Source organism: Nocardia nepalensis (genome assembly GCF_048910785.1).
Lineage (GTDB): Bacteria > Actinomycetota > Actinomycetes > Mycobacteriales > Mycobacteriaceae > Nocardia > Nocardia nepalensis.
This window is the reverse complement of sequence record NZ_JBKBET010000020.1, coordinates 13,530-29,900: the sequence shown is the minus strand read 5'-3', so window position 1 is coordinate 29,900 and position 16,371 is coordinate 13,530. Positions and strand designations below refer to the sequence as shown.

Here is a 16,371-nt window from a genome sequence, read left to right as displayed (position 1 = left end):
GCCGCACGCTGGTCAATCATCGATTCAATCAATGGTTGAATCGATGATTGAATCGTGGTTGACTTCCGGCATGACGGAGCGGATATCGGAGGCGGCGGGGACTCGGGAGCGGCTGTTGCTGGCGGCTGAGCGGCTATTGCTGACCGAGCGGTACGACGATGTGTCGGTGCGGGCGGTGTGTGCGGCGGCGGGGGCGAATTCGGCTGCGGTGCACTATCACTTCGGGTCGAAGGAGGCGCTGGTCGCGGCATTGCTGGAGGACCGGCTCGGGTCGCTGTGGGCCGAACGGCTGACCGAGGTGACCGACGCGCACGGCACGGTGGCGGCGGTCGTGGACGCGGTGATCGAGCCGTTCATCGGGTTGGCGGCCGATCCGGTCGGGCGGCTGCACCTGCGGCTGCTGGCCCAGTTCGTCCTCGGGCGGCATCCGGCCATGTGGCGTCGGCATTGGTTCCGGATGGACGCCTGGGTCGGCTTGCTGCCGGGGGTGAGCGAAGGCGAGAGTCGGCGGCGGTGGACGTTGGCATTCGAATTGATCATCGTGCAGTTCGGCGGTGTCGGCACCGGGGAGCGCGAGATGTCGGACGAGGCGGTGCGCACCCTGCGCGATTTCGTGGTGGCGGGGCTGACCGCGGCGACGGGAGAGAAATGATGAACGAGGTATTCGCGCCGACCACGCTGGGTCCGATCACGTTGCGCAACAGGGTGATCAAGGCCGCGACCTTCGAGGGACGGACACCCGACGCGCTGGTCACCGACGAATTGATCGATTTCCATCGGGAAGTCGCGGCCGGTGGGGTGGGAATGACGACCGTCGCCTACTGCGCGATATCGCCCGGCGGACGCACCGACCGGCATCAGATCTGGATGCGCCCCGAGGCCGTTGCCGGATTGCGCGAACTCACCGACGCCGTGCACGCCGAAGGAGCGGCGGCCAGCGCCCAACTCGGACATGCGGGTCCGGTGGCCAATGCCGCATCCAATCGCGCGCCCGCGTTGGCGCCGAGCCGGATGTTCAGTCCGCTCAGCATGCGTCCCATGCGTGTTCCCGATCTGGCCGAAATCGCGGGAGTCATAGCCGATTTCGCGAATGCGGCCCGACTGGCGGAGCAGGCGGGCTTCGATGCGGTCGAAATCCATTTCGGCCATAACTATTTGGTGAGTTCGTTCCTGAGTCCGCTGTTGAATCGGCGCAAGGATCGCTACGGGGGATCCCCGGCCAACCGGGCACGTCTGGCTCGTGAGGTCGCGCTCGCGGTGCGCGAGGCGGTGGGCGGACGCTTGGCCGTGATCGCCAAACTCAATATGGAAGACGGTGTGCGCGGTGGACTTTCGGTTCCGGAGTCATTGCAGGTGGCGGCGTGGCTGGAGGCCGATGGCGCATTGGATGCTTTGGAGCTGACCGCCGGCAGCTCACTGCTCAACCCGATGCTGCTGTTCCACGGCACCGCACCGCGCAGGGAATTCGCGAAAGTGCTTCCCGCGCCGGCACGTTGGGGGTTTCGCCTGATGGGCCGGGCCTTCCTGCGCGAATATCCGTATCGCGACGCATATCTGCTCGAGCGCGCCCGTCGGTTCCGCGGGGAGTTGTCGATGCCGCTGATTCTGTTGGGCGGCATCACCGATTTCGACTCGATGCAATGTGCGATGGACGAGGGGTTCGACTTCGTCGCCATGGGGCGGGCGCTGCTGCGCGAACCAGATCTGCTGCGCCGCATCCAAGCCGATCAGCGCACCCGATCGGCATGTATCCACTGCAACGAATGCATGCCGACGATCTACACCGGCACCCGCTGTGTGCTGCGAGTCGATCAGGATCCACCGAGTTTGCGCAGGTAGCACGTCGCGTCGGCATTCGCGCGCCCTACCCTCACCAATGTGCCTGTCGGCGATCGACCGGAACCACCCCCCGGCTCGAAATCACCGGCGGTGGCGGTTGGTCATTTCGGCTCGGTAATCGGTGAGCGGTCTACAACTTATAGCCGATCTGGCGCAGCAACTGTTTGCGGTCTCGCTGGTCGTCCGGAGATTCGACGCCGAGCGGCGGGCCACCATCGACAACGCCGAGAATCCCTCTGCCCAATTCCGTCTCGGCAATCAAAACCTCGACCGGATTGGCTGTCGCGCAATAGATTCCGCAGACCTCCGGAACCTGCTGCACCGCATTGAGCACATTGACCGGATACCCCTCGCGCAGAAAGACGATGAACGAATGTCCCGCGCCCAACGCCACCGCATTCTTTGCGGCGAGCTCGGTCAGATCATCGTCATTACCGGAGGTCCGGACCAGCCGCAGCCCCGACGCCTCACAAAATGCCAACCCGAATCGCAGATGCGGACTGATCCCCACCAGTGCCTCGTGCAGGTCCTCAACGGCCTTGATGAAGTGAGCCTGCCCGATGATGACATTGAGATCGTCCGGCTTATCGATGTGTACCGAAGTCAGCTCCATCGCCCTATCCTGCGCCGCCCACCCACTTATACGCCAGGGCGACACGCCCCGGCCTGCCCAACCGGCCGGACCAGCGCAAATATTCGATCCAGCAGCGACCAAGCCTCCGGCTTACGTCCAGCGAATGAATACGCCCGCGTGGCCTGAGCAAGGACGAGGTCGACCGTCCGAGGATCGGCGATCGGAGGTCGCGTGGCTGCATCCTGATTGCGGTGGGTCCAGATCGCCGACTGGGTCCGATGGCACATCACCCCCGCGGCCACCTCGATACTCTGTGCCCTCGCGGTGTAGTCGAACGCCGTCATGACGAGGCTGCCCGCGCAAGCCGCAGGCCAACGCATATCTGGTGCAGGCGGGAAAGCTTGCGCCCCAGTCGAACTCGCGCAATCCGTTCGGCTTCTGAGCATGCCGCCAGCCGTCCGGGGCGCCACCGCACCCAGCCCCGGCCCGAGGAGTTCGGTCGAACGTAGTCGAATGGTGGTCGCCCACGCTGCATTCGACCGCCATTTCACTACGCTCGGCGAGTTGCCCAAGCGAGCGAAAGTGGGATGTGGCGAAGCTGTCGAGTACGTTCATCCGAGGATGAGTTCACGGGTTTGGTCGGCGGCGGCGTGCGTGCGTCGCGGTCGACCGAGGCCACCGGGTGGGCGAGTGGAGGTGTTCATGCTGGTTGACCACGTCGTAAGCCGTTGTCGCTGTGCGCGGTTCGATGGCCTCGGCGCGGTTGCGGTGGGCGGCTCGCGAGAATGCCAAGTACGGTGTCGGGATGCCGTATTGACATCGAAACCCGGGGGAGTTCGAAACGAGAATGTGTCGAAGTATGTATTTTGATCGATCCCGGCGCCTGCGGGTGGCCGTCGCTAGTACTGCGTTGACCGGACTGATCCTGCTGGTCGGATGCGGTTCGGATAAGAATTCGGTGGCGCAGACCAGCATCACCGCGGCCGCCGCGCATACCGACCAGCAGCAGCTGTCCTTCACCGTGCCCGGCACGCTGGCGGCCGGATTCCAGGAACTGCAGGTGAGCGTGCACGGCAAGCTCGGCATGGCGGTCATGCCGGTCGGCGGCGAGAAGATGGTGACCTTCGGCGACTGGACCACCGGACCCGCTTGGTCGACGATGAAGGTTCCGTTGACGATTGCGGCATTCCGCAAGAGCTCGACGAGTTCGAGCTATGCGGCGACCGCGGCGATCACCCAGTCCGACAACGCCGCCGCGGATACGCTCTGGCAGTCGCTCGGCACCGGCCAGGAGGCGGCCAAGGCGGTCGAGGCCGTGCTGCGCGAGGGCGGCGACACCAAGACCACGGTGCCCGCAACCAAGACCCGTTCGGATGCCTCGGCATTCGGACAGGCGGATTGGTCGCTGACCGAACAGGTTCGATTCGCCTCCCGACTGCCGTGCCTTCCGCAGAGCGCGAATGTGATCGACCTGATGGAACAGATCACGTCGAGTCAGCGCTGGGGCCTGGGCGGGCTCACCGGCGCCGAATTCAAGGGCGGCTGGGGGCCCGACACTTCCGGCTCCTACCTGGTCCGCCAGTTCGGTCTGATCGAGGGACCGGGCGGTCAGATCGCGGTCGCCATTGCCGTACAACCCGATTCGGGCTCGTTCTCCGAAGGGATGGCCATTCTCGATAAGCTGACCACGGTGATATCGCAACACCTGGACGAACTGTCCGGCGGCGCCTGTTCCTGATCGGTGTCCGCGGCGACGGAGCGCGGGCCGCGAACTTGCGCTGGTAAAGACTCGCACTGCGGTGGCCCGCCGGGTGTGCGGCGATCTGAGCGCGCACACTGGACCGGGTAACGACCTCGCCCGAGAATCCCGACTCAACGGGTGAGGTCGCGGAACCACGGCCGCGAGGCCGGGTCTGCGAGGTGGAGGTTAACGGGGTGGACGAAACGGAGTCGCGGGCCGGCACGCGATTCGGTCCCTACGAATTGCGCGCGCTGTTGGGCCGCGGCGGTATGGGGGAGGTCTACGAGGCGTACGACGCGGTCAAGGACCGGGTTGTCGCGGTCAAACTGCTGCCCATCGGGTTGGCGGGCGATCCGCGATTCGAGCAGCGGTTCCGGCACGAATCCCGGGTCGCCGCACGGCTGGCCGAACCGCATATCGTCCCGATCCACGACTGGGGCGAGATCGAGGGTGTCCTCTACATCGATATGCGCCTGGTCCGTGGCAGTGATCTGCGCTCGGTACTGCGGGACAAGGGTCCGCTGAGCCCGGCCCGCGCGGTCGGCATCATCGAACAGGTCGCGGCCGCGCTCGATGCCGCGCATGCCGAGGGCTTGGTGCATCGCGACGTCAAACCGGCCAATATCCTGGTCACCCCATCCGATTTCGCGTACCTCGCCGATTTCGGCATCGCCCGCTCCGAAAACGATCCGAGCGTGACCGCGACCGGCCAGGCCATCGGCTCCTACAGCTATATCGCACCGGAGCGATTCGACGTCACCCCGATCGGCGGCACCGCCGATGTCTACTCGCTGGCCTGCGTTCTATTCGAATGCCTCACCGGCGCACAACCTTTCCCCTCGGACGGCATGAGTTCGCTTATCCGCGCCCACCTTTCGACACCACCGCCTCGCCCGACCACCAAGCGCGCCGGACTCCCCGCCGCACTGGACGAGGTGATCGCCCGCGGCATGGCCAAGGAGCCCGCCGACCGCTATCCCACGGCAGGTGCGCTGGCAGCGGCCTCCAGGGCGGCGGTCTCGGGCGGATCCTCCATGCCGAACTCGGAATTGCCGACGTCGCAGATCGCCCACCAGCCATCACGCGCCGCGCCCACCATCATCTTCCCGGCATTCGGACCCGAATCAACCGTGGGCCGCCAGTCGGCTGGCGGACCCCAGCCAGCAGACGGGCCGCAATCGCCACCAGGACCGCAATCCTCCATTGGGCCGCAGTCGAATCGCGAGCCGCAGCCGCCTGCGGGACCCCCTCCTGGTAGCGGGCCACCATCGACCGGAGGGCCGCAGTCTGTCAGCGGTTCGCAGTTGGCGAGGGGGCCGCAGTCGTCGGGCGCGCCGCAATCGCCAGCGGGGCCGCAATCCGCCAGTGGGCCGCGGTTGGCCAGGGGCCCGCAATCCAGTAGCGGACCGCAGCCACGTGGGCCACAGCCGACTGCCGGAGCACAATCTGCCAGCGGGTCACAACAGATCAGGGGACCTCAGTCCACGAGCGGGTCGCAGTCAGCGAGAGGCCCGCAGTCCACTAGCGGACCTCAACCAGTCCGTGGGGCGCAGCCGAGCGGGGGACCGCAGTCTGCCAGTGGGCAGGCGGCTGTGGGCCCCCAGTCCGCCAGCGGGTCACAGCCGACCGGAGGGCCGCAGTCGGCGAGAGGGCCACAGTCCACCAGCGGGCCGCAGCCAACTGGTGGGGCGCAGTCCGCTGGCGGGCGACAGCCGAGCAGGGGACCCCAGTCCACCAGCGGTCCGCACCAGATCAGCGGACTCGAGCCGACGATCGTGCCCCGGCACCCATCGGATCCGATGCGACGGGAGATCGCGCCACTCGACGCGACCACGGAGGCCCTCGCGAAAACCGCCAACATGCCGATGCCCCAGTCCGACGCGCCGTATCCACCCGATCGCGCACCCGCCGCCGCGCGCCGATCCCCGCGCATCGTATGGATCGGCGCGGTACTGGTCGTGCTCGCGATCGCGGGCGTCGTCGGCTGGTACGCGCGCGATGGTTTCGGCGACAGGCAGCCACCCACGACCACGCCGCCCGCGCACCTGCCCGCCGGGGCCAAGCCGTGCGCCCAGGTGTATCCGGCCCTCGGCCGCTTCACCTCGTCCGCGATCGGCACCACCGTCACCAGTTGCGCCTTCGCCGAGGAGGTGCGCAAGGCGTACGCCGACGGCGGTAACAACACCATTACCGACCGGTCCGTTATGGCGCACAGCCCGGTCAATAACCGGGACTACAAGATGAATTGCACGGCCGGTGACCAATTCGCGACCTGCAGCGGCGGCGAGAACGCCATTGTCTATGTGTATTGAGGCATAGCCGTTACCTAGGGTTCACGGGGGTGCGCCCGCATGATCGCCCGAATCGGTGCAAGATATGCGCCATGCGCATCGGAGTCTTGACCGGAGGCGGCGACTGTCCAGGACTGAACGCGGTCATCCGTGCCGTCGTTCGCACCGCGAACGGGCGATACGGCGACGCGATCATCGGCTTCCAGGACGGCTGGCGCGGCCTACTCGAAGACCGAAAGATCACCATCCAGAACGACGATCGTACCGACCGCCTGCTCACCAAGGGCGGCACCATGCTCGGCACCGCCCGCACCAATCCCGATAAGTTGCTCGCCGGACTGGAACAGATCAAACGCACCCTCGACGACAACGGCATCGAGGCGCTGATCCCGATCGGCGGCGAAGGCACCCTCACCGCGGCCAGCTGGCTGTCCGACGAGGGTGTCCCGGTGGTCGGCGTCCCCAAGACCATCGATAACGACATCGACTGCACCGACGTCACTTTCGGCCACGACACCGCACTGTCCATCGCCTCCGAGGCCATCGACCGGCTGCACACCACCGCGGAATCGCATCAGCGCGTCATGCTGGTCGAGGTGATGGGCCGCCACGCGGGCTGGATCGCGATCAACTCGGGCATGGCGGCGGGCGCACACCTCACGCTCGTCCCTGAGGTGCCCTTCGACGTGGACGAGGTGTGCTCGATGATCAAGCGCCGCTTCCAGCGCGGCGATAAGCATTTCATCTGCGTGGTCGCCGAGGGCGCGCATCCCGCCTCGGATTCCGGATTCGCACTGCGCGAGGGCGGGATCGACGAATTCGGCCATGAGCGGTTCACCGGTGTCGCCCAGCAGCTCGGCGCCGAGATCGAACGCCGCATCGGCAAGGAGGTGCGCACCACCGTGCTCGGCCACGTCCAGCGCGGCGGCAGCCCGACCCCGTACGACCGGGTGCTGGCCACCCGCTTCGGACTGCATGCCGCCGAGGCCGTGCATGCCGGGCATTTCGGTCAAATGGTCGCGCTGCACGGCACTTCCATCGATCTGGTGCCGCTGTCCGAGGCCACCAAACAGCTCAAGCGCGTGCCCGAGGAGCGTTATCGCGAAGCCGAGGCCTTTTTCGGCTAGTTGTTGCGCAATCGAGACCTGCCGAATTCGTTGTCGCACAGCTAGTCTGGTCATCGTGGCTCAACTCCGGGTATCCGATCTGCCCACCGATGCTGTCGCGGTGTTCCGCCGCCGTGCCCGTGCCGCGGGCATAACGATCGAGGACGTCGTCCGTCAGGAACTCATCGCGCTGGCGCGCAGGCGCACCTCGGTGGACACGATCGTGGAATTCCTGGAGTCCCAGGGCCGCGATCTGACCCCCGCATTCGACTCGGACGCAGTGACGCTCATCCAGGTCTACGACCTGCCCGCCGACGTCCTCGGCATGTTCGGCCGCCGCGCCCGGGCCGCCGAATTGCCGCTCGGGGCATACGTCCGCCGGGAGTTGTTGACCGTCGCGCGGCGCGGCGGCGTATCGGAGGCGATATTGGAATTCCAAGACGCGCAAGAGGATGACCCGACGCTGGAACTTGATATGGAAGCGATCGCCGCGGCGGTTCGATACGCGCGCGGGGCGTGAGGATCGCCGGGCCACCGCACCTCCCCTGGACCGGTAGCGCGGATCGGTACTGTTGCGGCATGCGCAGTGGGCGATGGCTCGTCTCAATTGTGTTCCTGATCGCGGCCCTGGTGGCGGGCTGCTCGTCATCCGATAAGAGTGAGACGCGGTCGCTGACCGGGGACTGGCACGGCGCCATCGAGGTGCCCGGCGCGCCGCTGTCGGTCGGCGTGAAGTTCGCCGATAACGGCAGCGCCACCATCGACATCCCGCAGCAGGGTGTGAACGGCGCGAAGTTGAAAGACGTTTCCGCCGAACCGAACCGGGTGGCATTCGCGATTCCGGACGTACCGGGCGACCCGGTGTTCCAGGGCAAATTGGACAAGGACGCCAACCGCATCGTCGGCGAGTTCCGGCAAGCTGGCCAGAGCCTGCCGCTGACGTTGCAACCGGGCAAGCTCGCGCCACCCGCCCGCGCGGATGAACCGAAACCGCCGTACCCGTACCGATCCGACGACGTCACCTATCGCGACGGCGATATCACCATCGCGGGCACGCTGACCAGGCCCGAGGGCAATGGGCCCTTCCCGGCGATCCTGCTGATCTCCGGCAGCGGCCCACAGGACCGCAACGAAGAACTCATGGACCACAAGCCCTTCCTGCTGCTGGCCGACACGTTCACCCGCGCGGGCTATGCCGTGCTGCGCACCGATGATCGCGGCGTCGGCGGCACCAGCGGCAAACTCGACGACGCCAACTACACCGATCTCGCCAATGACGCGGCGGCCGGCGTGAACTTCCTGCGCGCCCGCCCGGAGATCGATCCGGCCCGCGTCGGCCTGTTCGGCCACAGCGAGGGCGGCTACCTCGCACCGCTGGTGGCCGCGCGCCCCGACAGCGGCGTCGCCTTCGTGATCCTGATGGCCGGTCCGTCGGTGCCGGGCTGGGAGGTGCTGATCGAACAGAACCGCGCACTGCTCAGCGCGGCCGGCGCACCGCAGTCGCGGATCGATGACCAGGTCGCCTACATCACCGAGTGGACCAATCTGATCCGCTCCGGCGATCTGGCCGCCGCCAAGGATCTCGCCTACCGCCACAACGAATCCCTTCCGGCGAACCAGCGCGCCTCCTCGGAAACGCTCGACGCCTACAACACCGCCTATATGGCGGCCTTCATCAGCTACGACCCGGTTCCCGCGCTCACCGCGCTGCGCATCCCGGTCCTGGCCTTCTTCGGCACCAAGGACATGCAGGTGCTCGCCACGCAGAACGAACAACCGATGCGCGACCGCCTCGCCGCCGACCCCGACGTCACCATCCACGTCTTCCCGGACCTCAACCACCTCATGCAACCGGCGAACTCCGGCCTTCCCAGCGAGTACACCTCGATCGAGACGACCATCTCGCCCGAGGTCCTCAGCTATGTCACCGCGTGGCTCGAACAGCACGTCCCGACCCGCTGACCAACCGCGTGGCGGGGGAGCTGAAGGGGTCAATAGACTGATCGCTATGAGCGAGCGCAGCGAGCGAAAAATCGGCACAGCCGCCATGGGTGCGGTCATGACGGAGCCGAGCGCCAGCGAGGCGCAGTCATGAGTGCACCCACCGTCGACTTGATGGACTATGCCGATGTCATCGACCGGTTCGAGCCGGTGCTCGGCATGGAGGTTCACGTCGAGCTGAACACCGCGACCAAGATGTTCTGCGGTTGCCCGACCGAGTTCGGCGCGGCTCCCAATACTCAGGTTTGCCCCGTGTGCCTCGGTCTGCCCGGCTCGCTGCCGGTGGTGAACCAGCAGGCCGTGGAGTCGGCGATCCGGATCGGGCTGGCGCTGAACTGCACGATCACCCCGTGGGGCCGGTTCGCGCGCAAGAACTACTTCTACCCGGACCAGCCGAAGAACTACCAGATCAGCCAGTACGACGAGCCGATCGCCACCAACGGACACCTCGACGTGGTGCTCGACGACGGCAGCACCTTCCGCGTCGAGATCGAGCGCGCGCATATGGAAGAGGACACCGGCAAGTCCACCCACATCGGTGGCTCGACCGGCCGCATCCACGGCGCGAGCCATTCGCTGCTGGACTACAACCGGGCCGGGGTGCCGCTGATCGAGATCGTCACCAAGCCGGTCACCGGGGCAGGGGAGCGCGCGCCGGAGGTGGCCCGTGCCTACGTCACCGCGCTGCGCGAGGTTCTGAAGTCACTGCAGGTCTCCGACGTCAAGATGGAGCAGGGCTCGTTGCGCTGCGATGCCAACGTTTCGCTGATGCTCATCGGCGCAACGGAATTCGGCACCCGCACCGAGACCAAGAACGTCAACTCGCTCAAGAGCGTCGAGGTCGCGGTCCGCTTCGAAATGCGCCGCCAGGGCGCCATTCTGGCCGACGGCGGCTCGATCGTGCAGGAGACCAGGCACTTTCACGAGGCCGACGGCACCACCTCGCCCGGTCGTCGCAAGGAGACCGCAGAGGACTACCGCTACTTCCCCGAGCCGGACCTGGAACCCGTTGCGCCCGAAGCGGATTGGGTGGAGCAGCTGCGCGGCACCATTCCGGAGTACCCGTGGCTGCGCCGCGCTCGCATCCAGTCCGACTGGGGACTGTCCGATGAGGTCATGCGCGACCTGGTGAACGCGGGCGCGCTGGATCTCATCATCGCCACCGTCGACGCGGGCGCCCCGGCCAACGAGGCCCGCTCGTGGTGGGTCGCCTACCTCACCGAAAAAGCCAAGGAGCGTGAGGTTTCCCTGGAGGAACTGCCCATCACGCCCACCCAGGTGGCCGAGGTGATCAAGCTCGTCGAATCGAAGACGGTGAACAACAAGGTCGCCAAGCAGGTCGTCGACTTCGTGCTGGCGGGCGAGGGCGATCCGGCGCAGATCGTCGAGACCAAGGGCCTGGGCATGGTCAGCGACGAGACCGCGCTGCAGGCCGAGGTGCACAAGGCGCTGGAGGCCAATCCCGATATCGCCGAGAAGATCCGCTCGGGCAAGGTGCAGGCCGCGGGCAAGATCGTCGGTGATGTCATGAAGGCCACTCGCGGCCAGGCGGATGCGGCGCGCGTGCGCGAACTCGTGCTCGAGGCCTGCGCCTGAGTTCCCGGCGGAAGCCGACGCATTACCGAACGAAACTGGACCGGTCCCCGAGGGGACCGGTCCGGTGCGTTTTCTAGTCCGGACCGACGCCCGCCGAGGGCGGCGGGATCTTGATCACGCGATCGTCGAAGGGCCCGTGGTTATCGTCATTGTTGACGGTGGTCACCCAGATGGTGCCGTTACCACCGGCCGCCGCCCCGCCGAGCCTGCCGTATTTGTCCTGCACGATGAAGGTCGGCGCGGCGGTCACCGCGTGGGTGTTCGCATCCGGATTCGCGATCGCCAGCGCCTTCGCCCCCGACATCGCGATCGCCACCACATCGGGACCCGCCGCGCAGCCCGCGACGCCGGGCCGATCCGGCCAGGTCCAGGCGGTGGTGACGGATCCGTCCTTGGCCAGGCGCTGCAGTCGGTCCTCGGTCGCGGTGCGGTCGGTGATCCAGACGGTGTCCTTGCCGTCGTCGCACAGGTCGCCCGCCGTGCCGAGGCCGGAGACCACGACCTCGGCATTGGCACCCGGTGACGGCGAATTGATCCGCAGCACCTTGCCGGCCAGCGACGAGGGCGCGCTGGCCAGGCCGGGATTTCCCGCATCGCCGGTCAGCACCAGCAATTCGGTCGGTGAGACGAATTCCAGCGCACCGTGATTGCCGACGGATCCCTTCGGAATTCCGGTGAGGATGGCCTTCGGCGGGCCGTTCTCGGCGATGCGCACCACCCGGTTGTCGGAGAGGGTGGTGATATAGGCGTAGATGAGTCCGTCCTCGCGGTAGGTCGGCGAGAGGGCGATATCAGTGATGCCGCCGTCACCGGAGCCGTCCACATCCACCTGGTTGACCAATACCGGCGGCGACTGCGGATCGCTCGGATCCACCGCGACAGTCTTGTAGATGCGTCCGGTGCGCCGCTCGGCGACCAGCGCGTCATCGCCGAACGCGATGATGCCGCCGGTGGAATCGAGGCAGGTGGTGATCACATTCGGGTCCGGGTCGATGCACGGACCGGTCGGGCGCGGGCGCTGCGAGGGGCTCTGCTGCGGCGGTTTGGGTTCGGCGGGGCCGAAGGTCGGTTCGGGTGTAAACGGGCTGGAGGCGGAATCGTCGAACCGAGCGCAGCCGACCAGCAGGACGGAGCCGAGCGCCAGGCTCAGGGCGATGCGCCCCGCGACAACCAAACTCATGGTTCAGACGTTACGGAAACCGCGGCCGATGTGCCGCTCCGGGTCGAGAAACGGACACGCCGTCGCACGGACACCGCCCACCGGCGCGTGCGGCGGCATAGGGTATCGACCGTGACCGAGAAGCCGAAAGACCCGTCCGCGCCCGAACCCAAGGGCGCGCCCGCGGATGAGCAGTCGGCGGTGTCGTCCACCGGTCGTGGCGTGACCAGTCCCTACGATTCACCCACCGGCGAGATGCCCAGACTGAAACAGCCCTCCGATCCCTCGCCGAGCGGCCGAGGTCCCGATCTGCACAAGGACGTGCCGCGCACCGAGGAGGAACTGGGCCTGGATCCGGAGATCCCATCGGTCGGCGAACAAGCCAAGGCCAACGAGACCGCCGCCTACTCCTACGCCAGCATTCCGCCCGCCCCGAACGGCCCCGGCGAGCCGAGCCGCCCGCTGCGCCGCCGCAATGGCGATGCGCGCCGCGGCACCCTCGACCTCGGTCTGTTCCTGCTGCGCCTGGTCGTCGGCGGTACCTTCATCTACCACGGCCTGCAGAAGCTGACCGGCTGGTTCAACGGACCCGGTCTGGACGGCACCCGCGACATGATGGGCGGAGGCGGCTGGGACCACGCGACACTGTCGACCGTCCTGGTCATCGCCGGTGAACTCGGCGGTGGCGGACTGCTCGTGCTCGGCCTGGCCAGCCCGTGCGCCGCGGGCGCGGTACTCGCGGTGATCCTCGACGCCTGGATGTGGAAGCAGGGCATGTTTCCCGGCTTCCAGTACAAGCCCTCGGTCAAGAGCGGCGTCGAACTGGAATCCATCCTCGCGGGCACCGCCGTCGTCCTGCTCCTGACCGGCCCCGGTCGACTATCCCTCGACCGCAACCGCGGCTGGGCCACCCGCCCCGCCTTCGGCTCCTTCGCCGTCCTCATCCTGGCCGTGGCCGCCGCCATCGGGACCTGGTACTGGCTCCACGGCGGCAATCCGCTGACCGGCATCGAACCTTTCAAGTAACCTGCTCCAAAACGACCGGCGCCCTTCGTATTCGAGGGGCGCCTTTCGTTTTCTGCCGCGAAAATGCAAACGGCGTCCCTCATGCGAGCACGAGGGACGCCGTCGAATGTCGGCGTGACTACGGCACGCGACGCACGGCACCCTTGTCGGCGGAGGTCGCCAGTGCCGCGTAGGCGCGCAGCGCGGTGGTCACCGGACGCACGCGGTCGACCGGCTGCCAAGGCCGTTCGGACGCTTCCATTTTCGCGCGGCGCTCGGCCAGCACGGCGTCGTCGACCAGCACCTCGAGGGTGCGGGTGGTGACGTCGATGCGGATCTGGTCGCCGTTCTCGATCAGGCCGATGGCGCCGCCGCTGGCCGCCTCGGGCGACATGTGGCCGATGGACAGACCGGACGTGCCGCCGGAGAAGCGGCCGTCGGTGATCAGCGCGCACTCCTTGCCGAGACCAGCGCCCTTCAGGAATGCGGTGGGGTGCAACATTTCCTGCATGCCGGGACCGCCCGAGGGGCCCTCGTAGCGGACCACGATGACATCGCCCGGCTTGATCTTCTTGCCCAGGATTGCCGAAACGGCCTCCTCCTGGGACTCGACCACCACGGCCGGACCCTGGAAGGTGAACAGCTCCTCATCGATACCGGCGGTCTTGAGTACCGCGCCGTCGGGCGCGATATTGCCGCGCAGCACGACCAGCCCGCCCTCCTTGGTGTAGGCGTGCTCGAGATCGCGGATGCAGCCGCCCGCGGCGTCGGTGTCCAGCGACGACCACCGGTTGTCCGTGGAGAACGGCTCGGTGGTGCGCACTCCGCCCGGTGCGGCGTGGAACAGTTCGATGGCTTCCTCGGATGCCTTGCCGGAGCGGATATCCCAGGTGTCGAGCCATTCGTCGAAGCTCTCGGTGTGCACCGTTGTGACGTCGGTCTCCAGCAGTCCGGCGCGGCGCAGCTCACCGAGGATGGCCGGAATGCCACCGGCCCGGTGCACGTCTTCCATGTGGTAGTCGGAGTTGGGGGAGACCTTCGACAGGGTGGGCACCTTGCGGCTTGTCTCCTCGATGGTCTGCAGATCGAAGTCGATCTCACCCTCCTGGGCCGCGGCCAGGGTGTGCAGCACCGTATTGGTGGAACCGCCCATCGCCACGTCCAGGGCCATCGCATTGCGGAAGGCCTTGGCATTTGCCACATTCCGGGGCAGCACCGACGCATCGTCCTCGCGGTACCAGCGGTTCGCGATATCGACGATCACCGTGCCCGCCTTCTCGAACAGCGCGCGGCGGGCGGCATGGGTGGCCAGCGTGGACCCGTTGCCGGGCAACGCGAGTCCGAGCGCCTCGGTGAGGCAGTTCATCGAATTCGCGGTGAACATGCCGGAGCAGGAACCGCAGGTCGGACAGGCGCTGCGCTCGACCTCGCCGAGTCCGTCCTCGCTGACGTTCATATTGGCGCTGGCCGCGATGGCGGTGATCAGATCGGTCGGCGCCTGCGCGACACCGCCGACGACCACGGCCTTACCGGCCTCCATCGGCCCGCCGGAGACGAAGACGGCCGGAATGTTCAGGCGCATGGCGGCATTGAGCATGCCCGGCGTGATCTTGTCGCAGTTGGAGATGCACACCAGCGCGTCGGCGGTGTGCGCGTTGGCCATGTATTCGACCGAGTCGGCGATGATTTCGCGCGAGGGCAGCGAGTAGAGCATGCCGCCGTGGCCCATCGCGATGCCGTCGTCGACCGCGATGGTGTGGAACTCCCGTGGCACACCGCCCGCGGCGCGCACCGCGTCGGCGACGATCTCGCCGACATCCTTCAGATGCACGTGGCCCGGCACGAACTGGGTGTAGGAGTTCGCGATGGCGACGATCGGCTTGCCGAAGTCGGTGTCGGTCATACCGGTGGCGCGCCACAGCGCGCGAGCGCCGGCGGCATTGCGGCCGATGGTGGTTGTGCGTGAACGAAGCGGTGGCATGTGGATCCTCGGGAGGTCGCGGTGGCTGATGTGCGACTGCGCGGAGTTCGCTCATCGAGCGAAATCAACGACCGTCCACGTTACTCCCGCGCGTGGGCGGGTCTTTCGCGGCGGTCGACGGCGCTGATCGCCATCGGTCTGTGGTTCGGGATGGTGTCGCCGCGAGGGTGGTCGTCGGCGCGGACGGTGTCATCGGCCGTGTCGGTTCCGGCACCGTCGGTATCCACCGGTCCGGTGAGTGCGGGCGGGGATTGTCCGTCCGACGCGGTCACCGGATCGCGCATCCGGCAGCGAGCCTACCTGGCGGCGGCCACTATTCCCGCCGCCGGTGAACCGCTACGAATCGGAGTCGCGCATCTTCGTCTCGGAGTCGCGTGCCTCGGCCTCGACGGCAGGTGCTTCGGCGTCGGCGGCAGACGCCTCGGCCTCCCGCGCCTGGTACTCGGCCTCCCGCGCCGCCGCCTCCGCCGCGAACAGATCCGGAATCCGACCGTTCGACGCGCGGATCAGATCACGCAACCGGTCATAGCTCACCGCGGGCAGCTTCACCTCGGTGTCATCGGTGAGATGCGCGCGCACGAACCCGCGCTTGGGAATGCTGACGCCGGCGACCTGTGCCCAGTCGAGATGCCGCGAACCGAAAACCGTGCGCAGATCCAGCCCGTCCTCGGACACCGTGGTGCGCGTGCGTTCGATCCACACCGCGGCCGCGACCGGCAACAGCAGCAGCCACCACAGCCCGATCGGCCAGCCGACGAAGGCGAAGAATACGCAGAACAGCAATACGACCACACCGAGGTAGGCCATCTGCGTAATGCGGATGACCTGCACCGTCTGCTTCGGCTCGGACGGTTGCGGCGAACTACCCGTCTCCGATCCCGCCGTGGGCGTATGGGACGATTTAGCCGGTGGCACGGACTGATGCGGTGATGACACACCACCATCCTCGCATCATGGTGAACGGACTCGAGCACCCGCTCGGTCTCACATAATGAGACCTGTTTGACTGATCGGCTCGCGCACACATACCGTCATGCGCGTGAATCGAAACGAGTTGCTCGTAATCGGCCGGCGCGTC

The 16,371-nt window shown here is 67.0% G+C and carries 14 protein-coding genes; 9 read left to right on the top strand and 5 right to left on the bottom strand.

Going from position 1 to position 16,371, the window contains the following annotated elements:
• Positions 1-70: 70 nt before the first annotated feature.
• Positions 71-652 (top strand): TetR family transcriptional regulator, encoded by a 582-nt coding sequence (locus ACHQ4I_RS11400; RefSeq protein ID WP_420771669.1) that lies wholly within the window; start codon positions 71-73, stop codon positions 650-652.
• Positions 652-1,839 (top strand): NADH:flavin oxidoreductase, encoded by a 1,188-nt coding sequence (locus tag ACHQ4I_RS11395; protein ID WP_420771668.1) that lies wholly within the window; start codon positions 652-654, stop codon positions 1,837-1,839. The genes ACHQ4I_RS11400 and ACHQ4I_RS11395 overlap by 1 nt, the downstream gene beginning before the upstream one ends.
• A 130-nt stretch (positions 1,840-1,969) precedes the next feature.
• Here ACHQ4I_RS11395 and ACHQ4I_RS11390 read toward each other — a convergent pair whose 3' ends face one another.
• Complete coding sequence (locus ACHQ4I_RS11390; RefSeq protein ID WP_420771667.1) at positions 1,970-2,452, bottom strand: adenosine-specific kinase; 483 nt, start codon at positions 2,450-2,452, stop codon at positions 1,970-1,972.
• 820 nt (positions 2,453-3,272) lie between these two features.
• Between ACHQ4I_RS11390 and ACHQ4I_RS11385 the strand changes: the two genes are divergently transcribed.
• From ACHQ4I_RS11385 to gatB, 6 genes are all read left to right on the top strand, one after another.
• On the top strand, positions 3,273-4,151 hold the full coding sequence (locus ACHQ4I_RS11385; protein ID WP_420771666.1) for a serine hydrolase: 879 nt from the start codon (positions 3,273-3,275) through the stop codon (positions 4,149-4,151).
• A gap of 197 nt (positions 4,152-4,348) precedes the next feature.
• Positions 4,349-6,466, top strand: coding sequence for a protein kinase domain-containing protein (locus ACHQ4I_RS11380; RefSeq protein WP_420771665.1), 2,118 nt, complete (start codon positions 4,349-4,351; stop codon positions 6,464-6,466).
• A gap of 71 nt (positions 6,467-6,537) precedes the next feature.
• Positions 6,538-7,572 (top strand): ATP-dependent 6-phosphofructokinase, encoded by a 1,035-nt coding sequence (locus ACHQ4I_RS11375; RefSeq protein ID WP_420771664.1) that lies wholly within the window; start codon positions 6,538-6,540, stop codon positions 7,570-7,572.
• 55 nt (positions 7,573-7,627) lie between these two features.
• Positions 7,628-8,071, top strand: a complete 444-nt coding sequence (locus ACHQ4I_RS11370) for a hypothetical protein (RefSeq protein ID WP_420771663.1) — start codon at positions 7,628-7,630, stop codon at positions 8,069-8,071.
• A 59-nt stretch (positions 8,072-8,130) separates the two neighbouring features.
• Positions 8,131-9,513, top strand: a complete 1,383-nt coding sequence (locus tag ACHQ4I_RS11365; RefSeq protein WP_420771662.1) for an alpha/beta hydrolase family protein — start codon at positions 8,131-8,133, stop codon at positions 9,511-9,513.
• Between the two features lie 129 nt (positions 9,514-9,642).
• A complete protein-coding gene (gene gatB / locus ACHQ4I_RS11360) occupies positions 9,643-11,148 on the top strand; it encodes an Asp-tRNA(Asn)/Glu-tRNA(Gln) amidotransferase subunit GatB (RefSeq protein WP_420771661.1) in 1,506 nt (501 codons plus the stop codon).
• Between the two features lie 73 nt (positions 11,149-11,221).
• Here gatB and ACHQ4I_RS11355 read toward each other — a convergent pair whose 3' ends face one another.
• Positions 11,222-12,328 (bottom strand): PQQ-dependent sugar dehydrogenase, encoded by a 1,107-nt coding sequence (locus ACHQ4I_RS11355; protein WP_420771660.1) that lies wholly within the window; start codon positions 12,326-12,328, stop codon positions 11,222-11,224.
• A 111-nt stretch (positions 12,329-12,439) separates the two neighbouring features.
• On the opposite strand from ACHQ4I_RS11355, the gene ACHQ4I_RS11350 reads away from it, so the two are divergent.
• Positions 12,440-13,333: a DoxX family protein gene (locus ACHQ4I_RS11350; RefSeq protein ID WP_420771659.1), complete on the top strand. Its 894-nt coding sequence runs from the start codon at positions 12,440-12,442 to the stop codon at positions 13,331-13,333.
• Positions 13,334-13,451: 118 nt separating this feature from the next.
• Here the strand turns inward: ACHQ4I_RS11350 and ilvD are convergent, their stop codons facing one another.
• The 3 genes from ilvD to ACHQ4I_RS11335 form a co-directional block, all read right to left on the bottom strand.
• Entirely contained in the window at positions 13,452-15,293 is a 1,842-nt protein-coding gene (gene ilvD, locus ACHQ4I_RS11345; protein ID WP_420771658.1) for a dihydroxy-acid dehydratase, read from the bottom strand.
• Positions 15,294-15,373: 80 nt separating this feature from the next.
• Positions 15,374-15,577: a hypothetical protein gene (locus ACHQ4I_RS11340; protein ID WP_420771657.1), complete on the bottom strand. Its 204-nt coding sequence runs from the start codon at positions 15,575-15,577 to the stop codon at positions 15,374-15,376.
• Between the two features lie 52 nt (positions 15,578-15,629).
• Positions 15,630-16,229, bottom strand: a complete 600-nt coding sequence (locus tag ACHQ4I_RS11335; RefSeq protein WP_420771656.1) for a PH domain-containing protein — start codon at positions 16,227-16,229, stop codon at positions 15,630-15,632.
• Between the last annotated feature and the right edge of the window lie 142 nt (positions 16,230-16,371).

What these genes read in the sequence shown, in the direction of transcription:
- ACHQ4I_RS11400 (WP_420771669.1), top strand. Translation starts at nt 71, where the DNA reads ATGACGGAGCGGATATCGGAGGCGGCGGGGACTCGGGAGCGGCTGTTG.
- ACHQ4I_RS11395 (WP_420771668.1), top strand. Translation starts at nt 652, where the DNA reads ATGAACGAGGTATTCGCGCCGACCACGCTGGGTCCGATCACGTTGCGC.
- ACHQ4I_RS11390 (WP_420771667.1), bottom strand. Translation starts at nt 2,452, where the DNA reads ATGGAGCTGACTTCGGTACACATCGATAAGCCGGACGATCTCAATGTC.
- ACHQ4I_RS11385 (WP_420771666.1), top strand. Translation starts at nt 3,273, where the DNA reads ATGTATTTTGATCGATCCCGGCGCCTGCGGGTGGCCGTCGCTAGTACT.
- ACHQ4I_RS11375 (WP_420771664.1), top strand. Translation starts at nt 6,538, where the DNA reads ATGCGCATCGGAGTCTTGACCGGAGGCGGCGACTGTCCAGGACTGAAC.
- ACHQ4I_RS11365 (WP_420771662.1), top strand. Translation starts at nt 8,131, where the DNA reads ATGCGCAGTGGGCGATGGCTCGTCTCAATTGTGTTCCTGATCGCGGCC.
- gatB (WP_420771661.1), top strand. Translation starts at nt 9,643, where the DNA reads ATGAGTGCACCCACCGTCGACTTGATGGACTATGCCGATGTCATCGAC.
- ACHQ4I_RS11355 (WP_420771660.1), bottom strand. Translation starts at nt 12,328, where the DNA reads ATGAGTTTGGTTGTCGCGGGGCGCATCGCCCTGAGCCTGGCGCTCGGC.
- ilvD (WP_420771658.1), bottom strand. Translation starts at nt 15,293, where the DNA reads ATGCCACCGCTTCGTTCACGCACAACCACCATCGGCCGCAATGCCGCC.
- ACHQ4I_RS11340 (WP_420771657.1), bottom strand. Translation starts at nt 15,577, where the DNA reads ATGCGCGATCCGGTGACCGCGTCGGACGGACAATCCCCGCCCGCACTC.